At 68.2% G+C, this 280-nt stretch carries 1 pseudogene; it reads right to left on the minus strand.

The annotated features are described in order from the left end of the window. Positions 1-74: 74 nt before the first annotated feature. Positions 75-280 (minus strand): annotated as a pseudogene (locus CCN44_RS47285) (SAM-dependent methyltransferase); the annotation flags it as partial.

The following is a 280-nucleotide window of genomic DNA, read 5'->3' on the forward strand; positions in this document are numbered from 1 at the left end:
GTAATTCATCATGTGATGAATAATTGGGCTGGAGGAGGTACGGCGTCAAGGGGGTGCGGCGGGTGAGGAGTGGGTCAGGGCTTGCGGGCGACCAGCAGCAGGACGTCGTACGTCTCCTCGACCATGCCGTCCGGGAAGGCCGTCAGGAGGTGGGCGCGCTCCTCTTCCAGGAAGGCGGTCGTGCGCTCCTCGGGGGTGACGAGGAAGGCCGAGTGGCTGCCGAGGTTGGCGAGGCGGGTGCCGATGGGGACGCGACGGCTCCAGCGGACCGTGCGGCGGG

Source organism: Streptomyces tricolor, assembly GCF_002155905.1.
Lineage (GTDB): Bacteria > Actinomycetota > Actinomycetes > Streptomycetales > Streptomycetaceae > Streptomyces > Streptomyces tricolor.